Annotated in this window: 13 protein-coding genes, 1 tRNA gene and 7 pseudogenes; 7 read left to right on the top strand and 14 right to left on the bottom strand. The window is 27.9% G+C overall.

Annotated elements, in window-relative coordinates:
* Positions 1 to 28: 28 nt before the first annotated feature.
* The 3 pseudogenes from EDL80_RS05055 to EDL80_RS05160 form a co-directional block, all read right to left on the bottom strand.
* A pseudogene (locus EDL80_RS05055) lies at positions 29 to 202 on the bottom strand (metallopeptidase TldD-related protein); the annotation flags it as partial.
* Between the two features lie 39 nt (positions 203 to 241).
* Positions 242 to 495, bottom strand: a pseudogene (locus EDL80_RS05165) (iron-sulfur cluster assembly scaffold protein); the annotation flags it as partial.
* A 27-nt stretch (positions 496 to 522) separates the two neighbouring features.
* Positions 523 to 789: pseudogene (locus EDL80_RS05160) on the bottom strand (metallopeptidase TldD-related protein); the annotation flags it as partial.
* Between the two features lie 161 nt (positions 790 to 950).
* Here EDL80_RS05160 and EDL80_RS02275 point away from each other — a divergent pair.
* The 3 genes and pseudogenes from EDL80_RS02275 to EDL80_RS02265 all read left to right on the top strand — a co-directional run.
* Positions 951 to 1130: pseudogene (locus EDL80_RS02275) on the top strand (glutamate--tRNA ligase); the annotation flags it as partial.
* A gap of 232 nt (positions 1131 to 1362) precedes the next feature.
* Positions 1363 to 2895, top strand: a complete 1533-nt coding sequence (locus tag EDL80_RS02270; RefSeq protein WP_158406582.1) for an acyl-CoA carboxylase subunit beta — start codon at positions 1363 to 1365, stop codon at positions 2893 to 2895.
* A gap of 441 nt (positions 2896 to 3336) precedes the next feature.
* Positions 3337 to 3577: pseudogene (locus EDL80_RS02265) on the top strand (NADH-quinone oxidoreductase subunit H); the annotation flags it as partial.
* Between the two features lie 26 nt (positions 3578 to 3603).
* On the opposite strand, the pseudogene dut reads toward EDL80_RS02265, so the two are convergent.
* Together dut and rpiB are read right to left on the bottom strand one after the other, a co-directional pair.
* A pseudogene (gene dut, locus EDL80_RS02260) lies at positions 3604 to 3869 on the bottom strand (dUTP diphosphatase); the annotation flags it as partial.
* Between the two features lie 212 nt (positions 3870 to 4081).
* Positions 4082 to 4522: a ribose 5-phosphate isomerase B gene (rpiB, locus tag EDL80_RS02255; protein WP_196492746.1), complete on the bottom strand. Its 441-nt coding sequence runs from the start codon at positions 4520 to 4522 to the stop codon at positions 4082 to 4084.
* Positions 4523 to 4679: 157 nt separating this feature from the next.
* On the opposite strand from rpiB, the gene EDL80_RS02250 reads away from it, so the two are divergent.
* Entirely contained in the window at positions 4680 to 4910 is a 231-nt protein-coding gene (locus EDL80_RS02250) for a hypothetical protein (RefSeq protein WP_158406579.1), read from the top strand.
* A gap of 654 nt (positions 4911 to 5564) precedes the next feature.
* On the opposite strand, the pseudogene EDL80_RS02245 reads toward EDL80_RS02250, so the two are convergent.
* From EDL80_RS02245 to EDL80_RS02235, 3 genes and pseudogenes are all read right to left on the bottom strand, one after another.
* A pseudogene (locus EDL80_RS02245) lies at positions 5565 to 5887 on the bottom strand (malate dehydrogenase); the annotation flags it as partial.
* A gap of 190 nt (positions 5888 to 6077) precedes the next feature.
* Positions 6078 to 7019 carry a malate dehydrogenase gene (gene mdh / locus EDL80_RS02240; protein WP_158406578.1) on the bottom strand — a complete coding sequence of 314 codons (942 nt, stop codon included), beginning with the start codon at positions 7017 to 7019 and terminating at the stop codon, positions 6078 to 6080.
* A gap of 84 nt (positions 7020 to 7103) precedes the next feature.
* Positions 7104 to 7451, bottom strand: coding sequence for a dihydroneopterin aldolase (locus EDL80_RS02235; RefSeq protein ID WP_158406577.1), 348 nt, complete (start codon positions 7449 to 7451; stop codon positions 7104 to 7106).
* Between the two features lie 198 nt (positions 7452 to 7649).
* Here EDL80_RS02235 and EDL80_RS02230 point away from each other — a divergent pair, with 198 nt between their 5' ends.
* Together EDL80_RS02230 and EDL80_RS05110 are read left to right on the top strand one after the other, a co-directional pair.
* Positions 7650 to 8243, top strand: a complete 594-nt coding sequence (locus tag EDL80_RS02230) for an RDD family protein (RefSeq protein ID WP_158406576.1) — start codon at positions 7650 to 7652, stop codon at positions 8241 to 8243.
* 778 nt (positions 8244 to 9021) lie between these two features.
* The gene (locus EDL80_RS05110; RefSeq protein ID WP_269144133.1) at positions 9022 to 9150 is read left to right on the top strand and encodes a hypothetical protein; all 129 of its coding nucleotides are present in this window, start codon (positions 9022 to 9024) and stop codon (positions 9148 to 9150) included.
* 549 nt (positions 9151 to 9699) lie between these two features.
* Here the strand turns inward: EDL80_RS05110 and tsaD are convergent.
* The 4 genes from tsaD to EDL80_RS02210 form a co-directional block, all read right to left on the bottom strand.
* Complete coding sequence (gene tsaD, locus EDL80_RS02225; RefSeq protein WP_158406575.1) at positions 9700 to 10746, bottom strand: tRNA (adenosine(37)-N6)-threonylcarbamoyltransferase complex transferase subunit TsaD; 1047 nt, start codon at positions 10744 to 10746, stop codon at positions 9700 to 9702.
* A 7-nt stretch (positions 10747 to 10753) separates the two neighbouring features.
* Positions 10754 to 11737, bottom strand: a complete 984-nt coding sequence (locus EDL80_RS02220; protein WP_158406574.1) for a TAXI family TRAP transporter solute-binding subunit — start codon at positions 11735 to 11737, stop codon at positions 10754 to 10756.
* On the bottom strand, positions 11737 to 12468 hold the full coding sequence (locus tag EDL80_RS02215; protein WP_158406573.1) for a triosephosphate isomerase: 732 nt from the start codon (positions 12466 to 12468) through the stop codon (positions 11737 to 11739). The genes EDL80_RS02220 and EDL80_RS02215 overlap by 1 nt, the downstream gene beginning before the upstream one ends.
* Before the next feature lie 24 nt (positions 12469 to 12492).
* Positions 12493 to 12566, bottom strand: a tRNA-Thr gene (locus EDL80_RS02210).
* Positions 12567 to 12705: 139 nt separating this feature from the next.
* Between EDL80_RS02210 and rsmA the strand changes: the two genes are divergently transcribed.
* The gene (gene rsmA, locus EDL80_RS02205; protein ID WP_158406572.1) at positions 12706 to 13494 is read left to right on the top strand and encodes a 16S rRNA (adenine(1518)-N(6)/adenine(1519)-N(6))-dimethyltransferase RsmA; all 789 of its coding nucleotides are present in this window, start codon (positions 12706 to 12708) and stop codon (positions 13492 to 13494) included.
* Between the two features lie 453 nt (positions 13495 to 13947).
* Here the strand turns inward: rsmA and EDL80_RS02200 are convergent, their stop codons facing one another.
* Both EDL80_RS02200 and EDL80_RS02195 read right to left on the bottom strand, forming a co-directional pair.
* Complete coding sequence (locus EDL80_RS02200) at positions 13948 to 14964, bottom strand: NAD(P)/FAD-dependent oxidoreductase (protein ID WP_158406571.1); 1017 nt, start codon at positions 14962 to 14964, stop codon at positions 13948 to 13950.
* Between the two features lie 1524 nt (positions 14965 to 16488).
* Positions 16489 to 16663 (bottom strand): metallopeptidase TldD-related protein (locus EDL80_RS02195; protein ID WP_330998036.1); only part of this gene is annotated, 175 nt, incomplete at its 5' end.

The raw sequence follows: 16663 nt of genomic DNA, 5'->3' as shown, positions 1-16663 counted from the left end.
AATCTAAATGCCATCTCAAATGATGAATTTATCCAGCAACTGTTACATCATTTATTCTTATAGTAGGTGAATTTACAGAACCAAAAAACATTAAATCATTCGCAACTAACATATTACTAAACATGTGTTGTAATTTACTAGCAATAGTTACCTCATTTACTGGATAAGATATTGTTCCATTTTCAATAAAGAATCCTGCTGCCTCCTGACTATATTACTGTATTATCCTCCGGTAATATTATCATTTTTTCTGTTTTTGTGCTTGTTTCATATGATAATCACTGATTGCTGCCTTTACAGCATCCTCTGCAGGTAATGAACAATGTATTTTTACAGGAGGTAGGCTTAGTTCTTTTGCTAATACTGTATTTTCTAATTGATGTGCTTCAGCTACTATTTTGCCTTTTATTAATTCAGTGCTAATGAACTAGCTGCAATTGCTGCTCCACATCCAAAAGTTTTAAATTTTGCATCTATAATTCTTCCGTAATCACCAGTAATTAAATTAACGCCAAAACCAAAAAGATCAGTAATATATAATCCACTCTTAATATCTGACATTAATTCATTAACAGATAAATTTCCATTTTGTATATAAAAGTTGCTTACTCCAGGAGTTATAGAACCATTAGAATGCCTTATCGCATTTCCAGTACTACTCATATTTAATTTCTTAGCTGAACGTATGTCTAGAATCCAAGTATTTATTATACCATTTTCTACTACTAATTTCTTACTTCTAATACCTTCCCCATCAAAAGGTCTAGAAGATATACCACCTATTATCAATAGATTATCTATTATAGAAATATTAATGGTTACGAATAATATCCTTTTATTTTTGTGTATTATAATGGAAAATCAAACTCATATAAGTCGTGCACCTGTTATAATAGCAAATTGTGTAAAAGCTTTTTTAGGAAAAGATTAGGTGAATATGCACTTTATAATTAACTTCAGTAATTAAAGACCTTGTAAAAAGTTCCGATATGAAAATTAATAGTATTGATTACTGCTTGTGTGCATCTATAATTAGAAGAATAAATGTTCCAAGTATTGTAGATATTATGGTTAATTTTCAGCAAGAAAAATCCTTAAGTAGGATAAAATATGCAAGAGATATGGAATAAATAAATGACCTATATTTAGTAATACACTAATTTCAGTTGTGCATGCTAACATAAATATTTACAATATTGGTTTCTAAATCTATGTGATTTTTTGCATTACAAAAAGTTTAGATTTCAAATTATGCTTTTGATTAATTACTAATAGAGCATGTTTCTAGATATAAAAGATTTACATATTTTTATTAAATGTGGTAAAAATATTTGAATAATATTTGAGTATTTTACTGGTATCATGAAATTTACAGGTTTACAGGATTTAAAAGATAGGAAATTAAATTCTTATAATGGTGGTGGTTTATCTAGGATAGAGCAACAACATCTTAAGGGTAAGTTGACTGCAAGAGAAAGATTAACAGTATTGCTTGATGATAATTCTTTTGAAGAGTATGGGGTGTTTGTTGAACACAGATCTGTTAATTTTTCTATGGATCAATCTAAAATACCAGGAGATGGTGTTGTTGTAGGTTATGGTACAATTAATGGAAAAAGAGTATGTGTTTATTCTCAGGATTTTACAGTATTTGGTGGTTCACTCAGCGAATCAAATGCTAAGAAGATATGTAATATTATGGATAAAGCTGCAGTACTAGGAATACCTGTGATTGCTATTAATGATTCAGGTGGTGCTAGAATACAGGAGGGTGTAGATTCTCTATCTGGTTATGGAGAAATCTTTCAGCGTAATGTTAATTTGTCTGGTGTAGTTCCACAAATATCTGTTATTATGGGGCCGTGTGCAGGTGGTGCAGTATATTCTCCTGCATTGACTGATTTTATTTTTATGGTACGTAATACTTCATACATGTTTGTTACAGGACCAGATGTAATTAAAAAGGTTACATATGAGAAGGTAAGTAAAGAGGAGTTAGGTGGTGCTAAGGTGCACGCTGCTAAAACAGGGATTGCGGATCTGGTATTTAATAATGAAATTGAAGCATTATTACAGATACGCAAATTTATGCAATTTATTCCATCGAATAATATAATGAAACCACTCAAGCTTGAATCGAGTGTAGATACTTTTACAGAGGATGTTTCTTTAAATACATTGGTGCCTAAAAATAGTTCTACACCATATAATATGTATGAACTTATAGAAAAAGTATGCGATGAAAGATTATTTTATGAAATAAAACCTGATTTTGCACGCAATATTATTATAGGTTTTGGTAAAATAGGTGGTTGTAGTGTAGGAATTATTGCAAATCAACCGTTACAATTAGCTGGGTGTTTAGATATTAATGCTTCAAGAAAGGGAGCACGATTTATACGCTTTTGTGATGCATTTAATATTCCTATTATTAGTTTGATCGATGTTCCTGGGTTTATGCCTGGAGTTAATCAGGAGCATTCTGGAATCATAGCACATGGAGCTAAGTTGTTATATGCATATGCCGAAGCTACTGTACCTAAAGTTAGTGTGGTTGTTCGTAAGGCTTATGGAGGTGCATATATAGTGATGAATTCTAAGCATTTGTGTGGTGATATAAATTATGCTTGGCCGGATGCTGAAATTGCAGTAATGGGTGCTGAAGGAGCAGTTGAAATAATATTTAGAAATGAACCAGACGAGGAAAAAAGACGAAATATAATTGATGAGTATCGTGCTAAGATAGTCAATCCTTATGTAGCAGCTTCTAGAGGATATATTGATGATATAATTATTCCCTCACATACTAAACAACATTTATTTAAAGCTTTGCAACTTTTACAAGGAAAAAGTGTGCAAAAAATTTCACGTAAGCATGATAACTTACCTTTATAGTGATATAAGGATTAATGAATACATAATCTAAAAAAGTTCTATAGATTTATCTGGTGTTCTTTTGTCTAAAGTGTAGCAATTAAAATTGTTCTACCATATTCTAGTAAACTATAAAGATTCTTACTAGTAACATAGTAGGTATTTGTATGCTTTATCATAGTATAAAAAATGTACTTTCTTACAGGTTTGTAGTATTCATGTGATATAAATTGGTAGTATGATGATTACATATGCTTAAAAAATGAATAGTATTATTCTATAATTCTTATGGAATATTTATTTCCATAATTAAACTTAGCAATTTTTGTAGTTTTTAAATACGAAGTTTTCTGGGTAAAAAAAATTTATAAATTACTTATATGTTATAGTCCTGATAATATGCCTTATTAAATTAAGGCAGTAACTCCATTGGGATCCAGTATAGTAGAAAATAATACTAAAGAAATTGTTATACCCAATGTTATCGCAAATATAAACATAGGAGTATTTATAGTCTAGTAATTTCTTCACTTGGTGTTTATAGAATTATATAATAGCTGAATGGTCAAGTAATTCTAATTATACTTTTTTAGGTGCTATTAGGTCTGCATCTCAAATGATATTATATGAAGTATCTATTGGACTTACTGTAGTCACAGTATTATTAGCTATGGGGTCACTTAATTTAAGTGAGATAGTTGTTTTATTAATGATTATGATTAATGTATTTTATATGCCAGTTGATCAAAACCATGAGTATCACGTTCTGTAATATCAGTAGTATCAAAATCTTTAGCAAGATTCCACGATATACGAGTTATTGGTGCTATTACCATTTGTGCTATTCTATCTCCATAATTAATGGTATATGACTCATTTCCTAGGTTAATCAAAATTACCATTATTTCTCTACGATAATCTGCATCTATAGTGCCTGGAGTATTAAGTACAGTGATGCCAAACTTTAAAGCTAATCCAGATCTTGATCTAGATTGAAAATTTTTGGTTTTATATTAAAAATGGATTACGTTGCTAAGGAGATAATTTTTTATATTAGTGTCCGTCGTATATAGATCTAGCATTGTATAATATAAATAATCGCACCTACCGAAAGTCCCATAAAAACAGTGGATAATTTGGATTATTACATATAATCACCTTTGCATAATCAAATTCGTGTTATTATCAATGTAATTAACTGTATTACTCATAAATAGCTATCTATTTTCTTTACTCTTTGTGCGTGCCTACCCTCAGAAAACTTCGTATTTAAAAACTCATGTACTATTAACTTAGCTTCTTCATAAGTAATATACCTAGCCCCAAGACATAATATATTAGCATTATTATGTTCCCTAGCAAATTTAGCAATTTCTGTACTATAACACAAAGCCGCTCTAATTTTTTTATAACGATTTGCTACTATGCTCATGCCTATGCCAGTACCGCATATTAAAATACCAACACCAGAATCATCACTAATGACACACTGAACAACATCTTGCACATAATCTGGATAATCTACAGTAACATTAGATGTTATACAACCATAATCTTCTACTACATAATTTAAATCTTCTAAATATAACTTAATGAGCAACCTTAACTCTACTCCGGCGTGATCAGAAGAAATAAAAATTTTCTGCATACTCAATACAACTCAACACTACATAACGTTACATAAAATAAAATAAAAAGTCAATAACCACAGTGTCATACAACTTACACGTTAAGATTTTACTTTACAAAACCAAAATAATAGTGTTAATTTTATATATAATATCTTCACACTTGGTTATGTCTTTATGGATACGAAAACTTTGGAAAATGTTGTATTATGTACTTTATCCTACTTAAACAATACAAAATCTTACACGGCAGCATTTAGGAAAAACTTAATAGAAGCTTTTGAAGCTGGGTTTATTACGGAAGATCAATATTCTTACATGCTTTCACATACCACAACTTTTATTAAAAAGATTGAGATATATGAGAACATATTTTCAGAATTTTGTACAACCCATAAGCTAAATTAACTAGTATTTTGCCTATACCCTAGCTTACTACCCTATTCATGAATCTAAAAATTGTTAAATGAGGAAGCCTAAGGTAGAAAAGATTTTGTTATCATGGCAGAATAAAAAATATCATAATAAGTTTACTATGTAGTAATAAAACTGGTGCCATTACGGGCATTTTATTGGTTATCCTACACTTCAAATGTTACTTACAACTTGTAGTATTTCTCACTGCTTAAAGGAACTTAGGGGGCTTTTATTAATACAAGCAATGACTGTTATTACTACTTAAAAGTACTCAGTAAGCTAAAGTAAAATAATAGTTTACACAAGAATATATATAATTACATCAGTATATAAGTTTTTTATGATGGTGCTGCACACTTACAGCTATTTTCATTCACATAAGTTCTAAATATTTTATTTGTATTCTCCTTTAATATAAATCGTAAGTTGCTAAAGTTTTAGTACTCATTTCAAATAAACTGTTATTTTAACAGTTTATTACCATCCTTCAAATGAACCCTTAATTTCAAATCTATATAATTTAATAATACTTTTATGTCATATTTATATTTTAAATGCTGTTTCCCCTAAAAATTATTTCACTAATAATTTTCATGATACAATATCACTAAGGTAATATAAATAGTACAAATATTAAAACACAGCCTTTTCATGTGTAATCATTTCAAGTTTTATTAAATCAGCAATAGAAACACCAGAGCAACCAATGAATATCTAATTAAAGGTAACATATATCCCCATGACCACCTAATACTAAGGAATCTATACTTTCTACTGAAACATTTAATTCATTTACAACAACATACGAAAATCTTGCCGAGTCAAAGAACACCTGCCATTCCAACAACTATATTGCTAGGCAGCTGTGAGTATTTATACATAGCTAATACTATCAGTGGATTAGTTACAACAATAACAAACACATTGGGAGCATATTTTTTAATACTAGTTGCTACATCTTTAATAATCATAAAAGAAAGTATATGGAGCACTAATCCTATCATATATACATGTATATAAATGCATTAATACATAAGTTATATAAAAATGTATACTTTATACTTCTCTAGAACACTAAAAAATATCCTATTTTAATTTTAACATAGTCAATAATATATAATGCATCTAAAAAACATATATTACGTTGATAACCTACCTTTAAATATTACCAACCAAATTTTTTATTAACTTTACAGAATTATTAAATATATTATTTTCTTCTTCAGTTAATTCAAGTTCGATTATTTTTTCCACTCCATTTTTTCCAATAATTACAGGAACACCCACAAATAGATCATGAATTCCATATTCTCCGTTTAAATAAGCAGAGCAAGGTAGCATTAATTTTTTGTCGTTTAAATATGAATCAAGCATCAATACAGCAGACTCAGCAGGTGCATAGTAAGCTGACCCTGTTTTTAACAAACTTACTATTTCTTCTCCTCCTTTTCTAGTTCTTTCTATAATTTCTATAACTTTTTCATGTGTAATCATTCCAAGTTTTATTAAATCAGCAATAGAAACACCAGCAACCGATGAATACCTAATTAAAGGCAACATTATATCCCCATGACCACCTAATACTAAAGAATCTACACTTTCTACTGAAACATTTAACTCCTTTGCAATAAAATACGAAAATCTTGCTGAATCAAGAACACCTGCCATTCCAACAACCATATTGCTAGGCAGCTGTGAGTATTTATACATAGCTAATACCATCACATCAAGTGGATTAGTTACAACAATAACAAACGCATTGGGAGCATATTTTTTAATATTAGTTGCTACATCTTTTATAATATTAACATTAGTATTAATAAGGTCATCACGGCTCATACCAGGTTTTCTAGCTATTCCAGCAGTAATAACAATAGCATCAGCGTTTTCAATATCTTCATAGTTATTAGTACCAAATATTTCACCATGATACTTTCCTATAGGTGAAGTTTCAGCTATATCGAGTGCCTTACCTTTGGCTATACCATCATTAGTATCCAATAACACAACATCTCCCATATTTTTTAATCTAACCTGATAAGCTATCATACCACCAATATTACCTGAACCAATAAGAGCAATTTTTTTATTCTTAATCATAATTCCCCCTTAATACAAACACATATAAAGCTTATGTCTTATTTATTACATATCATATAACAGTAATTAAACTTATAAAATATATCAATTGTGTACAGACCTTTGCAATTCAACACTGATATTAGCATTCTTTCCACAAGCAAGACATTTATGTATTTTTAAATAACAATGAATTATCTTATCATCTCGCATAATGTAGTCCATTAATTCTAATGCTACTGTTTCCAACAATGAGAACTGTTTTGAACTTACAAAATTTATTAAACCATTAACAAATTCAGCATAATTAATTATATCATTTAAATCACAAATCGTATTATAAGATTTAAGAGTAATATCACAATTTATTATTAATTTTTGTTTTAAAACTTTCTCCCAACTATGTATTCCTATTTGGGAAAAAATTATTAAATCACTAATTTGTATTTTCATTTATTTAAACAATAAATTATTTAAAGCTACAATATACAAATTATAGCATTTTTCATTTTATCATCTAAGATTAGTAGCGTAAATAATTACTTTATTACAAATTTCCAATACTATATTATCCATCTATAAAATATTATGTTTGTATTTAATACTATATAGTATAAATATCATTAGAATAACAAATGTAGAATAAAAAATATGCTTTTATTTAACTACTTCCCTTTCTTCAAAAAAAATAAAGATAATCAAGCTAATGGTAATATCTCTTATTCAGGAGGGATAAGAAGATTCACTAGTATATTAATAGATTTAGTATTTTTGATGTTTGTATTACAAATTATACACAGTGTATATTCATATTTTTTCATACACAGTCAGATGAATGATACAATGATAAAAGTAATTGAAAAATACAAAATGAATGTCCCATTAACTGAAGAAGAATCACATATAAAAAACAAATACCTATATAGAGTCTTATGCAGCCAAATTATTCAAGTGATTGTACTATATATATATGCTGTTTACAGTTGGACTAGGTATTCCGCTACATTAGGAAAATTTATTATGGGATTAAGAGTAGTTGATGCAACAACTTTTGAAAAAATAACATTATCTCAATCAATAAAACGCTTTTTTTCTTCTGCTCTTTCTTGTATACCATTTTGTATAGGAATAATATGGTGTAATTTTAACAAACGAAGACAAACATGGCATGATAAAATTGCACATACTGTCGTAGTAACTAATAAAAGTCTAAAAAGTTATCACAATAAACAAACTACACTATGATATATTAATTATCAAAAATAAAATGTTTTTTAACCCTAAATGCAAAGTTATTTAAAATATTTTTTGTGATGTTATATAACTCAGTAATTAATGCTAATTACGTAGATAACAACCACTAAAAAGTGTTCTATTATAATTTTTATCAGGCAATTAATATGATCTATTACATGTAATCCTTTATTTTCTTATAAAGTAACAATGATTAATATATTATTCGTTTTGTAGGTTTAATACATCGTAATTCAATCATTTAAGATTACTATATTAAATTACTAATATATTAGAGAAAGTTGTTAGGTTTATAAAGCTTGGAAAGCAAATAAATATTTTATATAGTGTATAAAATAATAATTAACATTACTACTAGTTTTTTTTTTTTTTGATTGTTAAAAAAGTGTGTTATTAATAACACAAATATAAGAAATCCCATGGATCAAAACTAATCTTTTTAACAGCATACATAGATACAAAATATGTATTTTACCGCAACAAAAGTTAAAATACATATGTGTAATTTTATAATTCAATTTACCCATAATACAGCACTTTTACATCTCAACATACGTAACCAAAATGTTTTATATTCAATACTAAAATAGATAATATTACATTTATTCTAGTAATACTATGCTTTCCTAGCGAAAAAAATATATATGAAAAACACTTATGCAGTAACGTACATGATATTAGAGCTGTTTTGTATATCAACCTTTACTAAAGTTAGATGCACAAGAAATAGAATTTCTTAATGATTATACTATTTTACAGCTAATTTTAAATGATAAATGGACTATATATGCAAGATGATAAGATAATTCATTGTTATTTAAAAGTACATAAACGCCTTGCTTGTGAAAAGAATGCTAATATCAGTGTTGAATTGCAAAGGGAGGATATAGCAATATAATATTACAGATCTTGTAAGAAAATAAGTTATTAATACCAAGTAACATTTTAGAAAAGAATATATAATACAGCATGATCGACATATTTATCTACTATCGTTCTGCACACAATTGATATATTCTATAAGGTTAATCAATGTATACGATATGTAATAAACAATACATAAGCTTTATATGTGTTTGTATTAAGGGGGAATTATGATTAAGAATAAAAAAAATGTTATCTTTTTTCTGATTATGTCAAAAAAATATTGAATTCATGATCTGTTTGTAGATGTTCCTGTAATTATTGAAAAAATGGAGTAGAAAAAAATAACAGAAGTTGAATTGATTGAAAAATAATATGCTTGCTCTAGCAATACTATCAAGTTTATATGACAAGATTACTAGTAAATTAACTACTAAATCTTCAATATCTATATGAATCTTTCCCATGCTTTTAGCGAAGAATAAAATAACATTATGTAACTACATAAAATACCTGCAATTCACTTAATATATATCCCTTGTGCATATTAGGAGTATAGATTACTATAAAATAAACATTTTGGCTAATAAGATCTTTTTATGTTTTCTAAAGGCCACCTTGCTTTTGGAATAAAATCTAAATTAGAAATATAACCCTTAGATAAATTTTCAATACCAGCCCATCCTACCATAATTCCATTATCAGTACACAATTCAGTCGGAGGATATAATACTTCAAGATTTTTACTGTTTACACAAGCTGATATACGATTACGTAATAACTGATTAGCTGCAACACCACCAGTCACTACTAATTTGTTAATTCTATGATCTATAGCTCGTGAGATATCAATAGCATTACTAATCCTATTCACCAATATATCTCCAACACAATCTTGAAAAGAAGCTGAAATATTACATATAAATTCATCGTTTATATGCTCTTGATTAGCAATAATATTTCTTATAGCTGTTTTAATACCAGAAAAAGAAAAATCACATCCACAACGATTAGTTAATGCACGAGGTAAAAAAAAACTCTTGCTATTGCCCATTAAAGATTTCTTTTCAATAACCGGTCCACCAGGATATCCTAAATTCAACATTCTTGCTACCTTATCAAAAACTTCACCAAGTGAATCATCTAAAGAAGAACCTAATCTACGATAGCATCCAACATCGTGGACTATTAAAAACTGACAATGTCCTCCAGATATTATTAATACTAGAAATGGAAAGTCAATATCATAAAACATTCGTACCATCAAAGTATGTGCTTCCAAGTGATTAACCTCAATAATAGGTTTACCAGTAACACTGGAAATAGCTTTAGCCATCATTACACCTACAATTAGTCCTCCAATAAGACCTGGTCCTGAAGTAACTGCTATAGCATCAACATTTGATAAATTACATCCTGATTCTTCAATACATTGAGAAGTTAAATCATACAAATAGTTTATATGTGCACGAGAAGCAATCTCAGGTACAACACCACCATATACTGCATGTTCCTTTTGTGAAAGAAGTTTATGTGATAAAACTTGTTTATCACTCCTTACAATAGCAACAGCTGTTTCATCACAACTCGTTTCTATTCCTAATACTATCTTTACTGAATAATCTACCACATACGCCTTATTTTACGATTCCAATTTCCTTATAGTAACGTCTAGCACCATTGTGTAAAGGTGTAATATCCGACTGTACCATATCTTTTACGGTAAGATTTCTAAGAGCTCCAGTAATACTATGTAATTCATTCAAGTGAGTAACCAACGACTTAACAACCTTATATGCTAGGTCATCACTTAATTCAGTAGTTGCTATTAAAGATGCTTTTACTGAAACAGTTTGTACATCAGGTAAATTGTTATATAATGAACCATAAATAATATCCCTTTGATAATATGGATATTTAGCATGTAAGCTATCTATAAGGTTATCATCCAAAGAAATAAGTTTTATATCACAAGTTGCAGCTGCTTCTTGAATAGCAGCATTAGGATGTCCAACAACATCTACCATAACATCAATTTTATTATCACACAACGCTTGAGCTTGTTCTGATGACTTTAATTCTGCCATAACAGCAAAATCTTTTCTACTCCACCCTTTTTCATTTAACAACTTTAACATTGCTATCCTTACACCAGTACCAGGACTACCAATATTGACTCTTTTACCTTTTATATCATCAATAGTTAATATATTAGAATTTGATCTAACAACAATAGTAAGATATTCCTTATGCAATGAAGATAATATTCTTAAATTTTTCATTGCTGGCATTTTTTCATATAAGCCAATACCATTATATGCATAGTATTCTAGATCAGATTGAATAATCCCTATATCCATATTTGCATAACGCATAGAATTTAGATTATATACGCTACCACTTGTAGAAGATATTGAACAAATTATGCTATTCTCATCATTACCATAATCAGCAGCAATAAATCTACATATACTACTTCCTATAGGGTAATATACCCCAGTCATAGATCCAGTACCAATTAAAATATATTGTTTATCTTTTGAAGAATCAGCTGAAACAATGGCAGTAGTATAACATACATTAACAACAATAAATAAACATGTAATCAATATTTTCTTCATTAGTTTTGCCTCACATTTATAGCATTACATATTACGTTAAAAAAACTATCCACACTTAAACTAGCACTACCAACTAACACACCAGACAAACGATTTATGTTGATAATATCATGTACATTAGTATGATTTACTGCTCCACCATATATAATATTAGATACAGAATCATATGACCTAATTATATCTAAAGCTTCAACTATTACATCAATAGAAGGTATAACATTACTTCCTATAGCCCATACTGGCTCATATGCTATAATAAATTTACCATTTCTAGGAAAGGATTTACTGCATTGACTTAATAAAGCATCCTTTAACATACCATCCTTTCTATCTATTAAAGTTTCCCCAACACAAACAATTGGTATTAATCCTGACTCAATCGCACATTCAGCTTTTAATTTCACATCAGCATCAGACTCATAAAACATATTCCTTCTTTCAGAATGACCTAATATGACATAACTACATCCAGAATTATATAACATACTAGCACTGATCTCTCCTGTATACTTTCCACTAGCTGCATAACAACAGTTCTGCCCACCAAATTTAATGTTAGATGAACAATTAGTAGAAGCAGATAATGCAATAAATGGTGGACATAATATTATTTCTACCTTATCTTCTATGTTGACTAGGTTCACTAGACGATTACTGAGTTCCTTTGTAAACAAAGAAAAGGTAAGAAAATCACCATTCATTTTCCAATTAGCAATGATGAATAATGACATAAAACTACTTAAAGCGAAATTACGTGCCGGCTATAAGATTCGAACTTATAACCCCCTGATTACAAGTCAGGTGCTCTGCCAATTAAAGCTAAGCCGGCTATAACATTTTTGTATTTTATATATACATACTATAAAAGTCAACACTCAGATAAGCTATAATTTTTATACATAACCATATTATTTATCATTATAATACATCTCAAGACTTATAAAGTTTAATTATAATGTTAAAAAATTATGAATGATAATAATATAATAAATCCTAAGAAAGAATTAAGCCAATGTTTTATTTCTTCAACTAAGATTACAGATCAAATAGTCAGCTATGCTGGAAATATTAGTGATTTTTCAATTATTGAAATTGGCCCAGGACTTGGTACTATGACTTATTCAATTCTCAAAAAAAATCCTAAAAAATTAATTGCCATAGAGAAAGACAGTAGGTTATTATCAATACATAATAAAATAGTTAAGGAATTTCAAGGTAAATATGAATTCATATTATCAGATGCATTAGATATTAATTTACAAAATATTGTTGAACCACCAGTAAAAATAATAGCCAATTTGCCTTATAATATTGCAACTTTACTTTTAATAAAATGGATTAATTATATTAATTTTTTTCATAGCTTCACACTAATGTTTCAAAAAGAAGTAGCAGATCGTATAGTAGCACAACCAAATAATAAAAATTACGGAACTTTATCTATATTAACTCAGTTATTTGCTGATGTGCACAAAATACAAGATTTTGGACCTGAAATCTTTTCACCACAACCTAAAGTATTCTCATCTGTAATAAATATTTTAGTATTACCACAACCTAAATTTAATGTAAATTATCAAAAATTACGTCAAGTTGTACAAATAACTTTTAATCAACGTCGCAAAATGATACGTAGTACATTAAAAAAGATTAACAGTAATGCAGATGAAATTTTACAATCTTTAAATATTCCAAATAACTTACGTCCTGAAAATTTATCAATAAAACAATTTTGCGATATTGCAAACTATATATAAATCAACACAATTTAAATACATAATTAGTATATATTCTACAATATTTATAAAAAAATAGTGTTATAAAATTACATGTTTTATACAATTATCATAAAACAGTTAATAAGTAATTCAGTTAACACATATGCTATTATTAAATATTCAAGATTGAAATACTATAAAATTTATGATCTATGTATTTTTGGCTATTAAAGTATAACAATAGAATATTATTAAATCAACATGTACAAGCTGCCTAATTTTTCCACAAAGATTTTTTAAATTTTAATATTTTCTTAATGCACTAAACAATATATTGCATAGTAAATACATAGATAACATTTCTTTTCCATATAAGCAATATACCTTCCTTAATTCAGGAGTACTTAAACAATATCAGTAAAAAGTCTAGTCATTATAAAATTACATAAGGCAGTTATTACTAATATCCATATATAATTATAAAAAGATATCCTACTTACTATTTGGTATACCTTTTGAAGTAGAATACTGAAAATTTAACGGGGAATCAGGGTACACAACATGATATATATGATGACATGCCATAGCAGATTCTGAAAAGCCTGTTAATATTAATTTTATCTTTCTTGAATAAGTAGCTATATCTCCAACTGCATATATTTTATTACGGTTAGTTTGACACGTTGCAGGGTCTATTACTATTTGGTACCCTTCTATTTTGATTCCCCAATTTAATATAGGACCAAGGTTTGCAGAAGTACCAAAAAACGGCAGTAAATAGTCAACCTGTAACTTTAACTCTTCATTAGTTGAAATATTCTTAACAACTACATAGTCTAAATTACCATTTTCACCATATAATTCCTTAACTTGATATGGGACAACGAGGTTAATTTTCCCACGTTGAGATAAATCATCTAATTTTAATGCAGTATTAGGAGAACAGCGAAAATTCTTTCTTCTATGTACCATATACAATTGCTTAGTAACCTTAGAAAGCTCTATTGCCCAATCGGCAGCTGAATCTCCTCCTCCAGCTATCATTACAATTTTATTTTCAAAATCCGAAATTTGTTTAATATGATAAAAAATAGACTTATTTTCAAAATCAAAGATATTATCTATAGGAAGACGATTTGGCCCAAATGCTCCAGATCCAGCAGCAACTATAATTGCTTTACATTGTATAACCATTCCTAAGCTAGTTCTTACAAAAAAATAATCTGGATATTCTTCTATTTGCTCAGCCATCTGCCCTAATAAATACTGAGGATTAAATGGCCTTGATTGTTCAACCAAGTTATTTATTAATTCTCGAGCAGTAATTATTGGATAAGCAGGTATATCGTATATTGGCTTCTCTGGATATAAAGCAGCACATTGACCACCAATTTCATTTAATGCATCAATAACACAACATTGCATTTTAAGCATACCAGACTGAAATACTGTAAATATCCCAATAGGACCAGCTCCTATAACCACTATGTCAGTTACATAATCAACCATATTTTTTTCCAGTATGTTCTAAATATAATCTCCTAACATTAAACCAAAGAAAAGAAGTTATCTAGCAATTATTACATAAATAATAAAATCAGCAAGATGTATCCTTTTCCTTTATTCCTTATTAAAATTATTTATTATTAGACTAACTGTATACAAAATTAAAGATCAAATTAATATAAACTACTAATAGTATTATCCTGTAGTATATTAGGTAACCATTTATATACTATGTAAGCACATTAACACTAAGCCCAATATTATACAATTATCACATACTCAAGATTTTTATGCATATGAATTTCTGATTTTTCATAGTAATAAATCAATTCATTAATCACTGATTCAGTATCTATGAAAAAATTGCTAACTTATAGTAATTATGAATATAATCCTAGATCATCATTAATAAGGTAGTTAAGTCAAAACTTTACAGAAAAATATATATGCTTTTTCATATTCATAAATAACAATTAGATATCCTAAAAAGTCTAGCTTTTCAATACAAAATCCAATTTCTTCACCTAATAGTATTATAACATGAGCAAAACTTTTACGATCTGAAGTTATTTTTACTAAAAAAACTCTTTATACGAAATACTAAAATAGTAAATTAAAACCATTTTCACTCTTTATAAGATCTTCTATCCTACAAGCAACCTACCTACCTTTATACAATTTGATTATATACCAATTAACTTAAGATCAGCTTTAAAAAGATTTATAAGTTTTTCTGATTACACATAACATACTAACAATTTACCCATTATTAAGTCCTAAAGTAATAAATTATAATTATTTGTTAACTTACTGTTAAAACTAGTTTTTTCTATATTATAATAACACAACTGATTACAGTATAAGAGATTTATATTTAATATCAGGTAAAATATAATATATTAGTGGTATATAAGTAGTAACAATTACAAAAAAATTTTTTGTAAAAAATTCATTCAATGTTTTTAACACTATATCAACTTCTTAAACAAAAAATCATCTATTAATTACTATAAAAACAGAATATGCTCACACAGATTAGTATTGTATAACCATTTTTGTTATTTTTGATATTGTATCTAATTAAAATATTTTTATCATATCCCACAAAAATATGTGATTTCTAGTAACTCAAGTATATTAACAATTTTCTATTTTCTTATAACAAATCTATAACACTGGTAACTAAAATCTCTACTATTGATATCAAGATTATCATTCCAGACAAATTCTTAGTAAAAATAACGCAGGATCCTTAAGTGAATTATTAAAACATAATGTCTGTAGATTATGTAGTGTGTTCAATTACTTCTAAGATTGATTATAACATCAATTTTTTTGGTTCTTGCAACATGTCATAATAAATAAGATATTTAACTTAATATAAAACTTGAATTACAGAAGACAACAGCATAGGAAAACAAATTAATATGCAGATATTGAAAATACAAGCTAAAAAATTAGCTACATTACCACTATGCAATATATAACTTATATAAATAAATCTAAATGCCATCTCAAACGATGAATTTATCCAGCAACTGTTACATCATTTATTCTTATAGTAGGTGAATTTACAGAACCAAAAAACATTAAATCATTCGCAACTAACATATTACTAAACATGTGTTGTAATTTACTAGCAATAGTTACCTCATTTACTGGATAAGATATTGTTCCATTTTCAATAAAGAATCCTGCTGCC

Source organism: Ehrlichia ruminantium (assembly GCF_009728835.1).
In the GTDB taxonomy this organism is placed as follows: Bacteria; Pseudomonadota; Alphaproteobacteria; order Rickettsiales; family Anaplasmataceae; genus Ehrlichia; species Ehrlichia ruminantium_B.
The sequence above is the reverse complement of the archived record's forward strand: the minus strand, read 5'-3'. Positions and strand labels throughout refer to the sequence as shown.

Excerpts from the sequence above, each read along its gene's own strand:
- EDL80_RS02250 (WP_158406579.1), top strand. The coding sequence starts at position 4,680 with ATGGATACGAAAACTTTGGAAAATGTTGTATTATGTACTTTATCCTAC.
- rpiB (WP_196492746.1), bottom strand. The coding sequence starts at position 4,522 with ATGCAGAAAATTTTTATTTCTTCTGATCACGCCGGAGTAGAGTTAAGG.
- EDL80_RS02230 (WP_158406576.1), top strand. The coding sequence starts at position 7,650 with ATGCTTTTATTTAACTACTTCCCTTTCTTCAAAAAAAATAAAGATAAT.
- EDL80_RS02235 (WP_158406577.1), bottom strand. The coding sequence starts at position 7,451 with ATGAAAATACAAATTAGTGATTTAATAATTTTTTCCCAAATAGGAATA.
- EDL80_RS02220 (WP_158406574.1), bottom strand. The coding sequence starts at position 11,737 with ATGAAGAAAATATTGATTACATGTTTATTTATTGTTGTTAATGTATGT.
- EDL80_RS05110 (WP_269144133.1), top strand. The coding sequence starts at position 9,022 with ATGATAAATGGACTATATATGCAAGATGATAAGATAATTCATTGTTAT.
- EDL80_RS02200 (WP_158406571.1), bottom strand. The coding sequence starts at position 14,964 with ATGGTTGATTATGTAACTGACATAGTGGTTATAGGAGCTGGTCCTATT.
- EDL80_RS02215 (WP_158406573.1), bottom strand. The coding sequence starts at position 12,468 with ATGTCATTATTCATCATTGCTAATTGGAAAATGAATGGTGATTTTCTT.
- EDL80_RS02270 (WP_158406582.1), top strand. The coding sequence starts at position 1,363 with ATGAAATTTACAGGTTTACAGGATTTAAAAGATAGGAAATTAAATTCT.
- mdh (WP_158406578.1), bottom strand. The coding sequence starts at position 7,019 with ATGATTAAGAATAAAAAAATTGCTCTTATTGGTTCAGGTAATATTGGT.
- rsmA (WP_158406572.1), top strand. The coding sequence starts at position 12,706 with ATGAATGATAATAATATAATAAATCCTAAGAAAGAATTAAGCCAATGT.